This window comes from Streptomyces sp. adm13(2018), assembly GCF_008042145.1.
Lineage (GTDB): Bacteria > Actinomycetota > Actinomycetes > Streptomycetales > Streptomycetaceae > Streptomyces.
This window is the reverse complement of sequence record NZ_RDBH01000115.1, coordinates 4,959-6,644: the sequence shown is the minus strand read 5'-3', so window position 1 is coordinate 6,644 and position 1,686 is coordinate 4,959. Positions and strand designations below refer to the sequence as shown.

General features: G+C 74.7%; 1 protein-coding gene. It reads left to right on the top strand.

The features are described 5' to 3' along the window. Positions 1 to 1,645 (top strand): condensation domain-containing protein (locus tag EAO70_RS15035; protein WP_222723470.1); only part of this gene is annotated, 1,645 nt, incomplete at its 5' end. Positions 1,646 to 1,686: the final 41 nt, after the last annotated feature.

The window sequence follows — 1,686 nt, the reverse complement described above, 5'->3', positions numbered from 1 at the left end:
GGTGGGGGACGCCGTCGGTCTCGGGGAAGACGGTCCGCAGGCTCTCGTGGCGTACGGCGACGTCGTCACCGCCGCCGGCCCCGATGCCGAGATGCTCGTCGCCGAAGCCGTCGGCCGTGGCTTCGACATCACCCGCGAGGCCCCGTTCCGCGCCCGGCTCATCGAGACAGGACCCGAGACCCACGTCCTCGTCGTCGTCGTCCACCACATCGCCGGCGACGGCTGGTCCACCGCTCCGCTCGCCCGCGACCTCAGCGTCGCCTACGCCGCCGCCCTCGGATGCCGCCTGCCCGACTGGACCCCGCTGCCCGTCCAGTACGCCGACCACACCCTGTGGCAGCGCGACCGGCTCGGCGACGAGAGCGACCCGGACAGCGTCCTCTCCGCCCAGATCGCCTACTGGAAGGACGCCCTCGCCGGCCTCCCCGAGGAGCTCGCGCTTCCGACCGACCGGCCCCGGCCCGTGCTGCCCAGCCACCGCGGCGGCCTCGTGCCCTTCCAGCTCGGCCCCGAGACCCACCGCGCCCTGCTCGGCCTCGCCCGCGCCCACGGCGTGACCCCCTTCATGGTGCTGCACGCCGCGCTCGCCGCCCTCCTCACCCGCCTCGGCGCCGGCACCGACATCCCGATAGGCGGCTCGGTCGTCGGCCGGGGCGACGAGGCCCTCGACGACGTGGTCGGCTTCTTCGTCAACTCCCTCGTGCTGCGCACCGACACCTCCGGCGACCCCACCTTCGCCGAACTCCTGGAGCGCGTCCGCACCGCGGACATCGCCGCCTTCGCCCATCAGGACCTGCCGTTCGAACGGCTCGTGGAGGCGCTCAACCCGCGCCGCTCGCTCAACCGCCACCCGCTGTTCCAGATCAAACTCGTACTGCAGAACCTGGACCGCCCCGAGGTCGACTTCCCCGGCCTGCGTGCCGAAGTCGCCCGGATCGACCCCGACATGGCCAAGTTCGACCTGCTCCTCTCCGTCGCCGAACGGTACGACGAGCACGGTGAACCGCAGGGTGTCGAGGCCGCCGCCGGATACTCCGCCGACCTGTTCGACCGGCCCACCGTCGAGGCTCTTGCCGGCCGCTTCGTCCGGCTCCTCGAATCCGCCCTCGGCGACCCGCACCGGCCGCTCGCCCGGCTCGCCGTCATGGACGGCGGGGAACGGCACGACCTGCTCGTCACCCGCAACGCCACCGGCCACGACACCCCCGACGCCACGCTCACGCAGCTCTTCGAGGCGCAGGTCGCCCGCACCCCGGACGCTCCCGCCGTCGTCCACGGCGACGAACGGCTCAGCTACGCCGGGCTCGACGCCCGTGCCAACCGCCTCGCCCACCTGCTCCTGGCACACGGCGTCGGCCAGGACACCCTGGTCGCCCTCGCCCTGCCCCGCTCCGCCGACGCCGTCTCGGCCATGCTCGCCGTCGGCAAGGCCGGCGCCGCCTACCTGCCCCTCGACCCCGAACACCCCGGCGAGCGCGTCACCCGGCTCCTCGCCGACGCCCGGCCCGCCTTCCTGCTCACCACCACCGCCACCCGGGACGCCGCCCCGCACCTGGCCGCCGCCGCGCCGCCCCGCACCTGGCCGACGCCGTGTGCCAGGAGCAGGTGGGCGAGGCGGTTGGCACGGGCGTCGAGCCCGGCGTAGCTGAGCCGTTCGTCGCCGTGGACGACGGCGGGAGCGTCCGG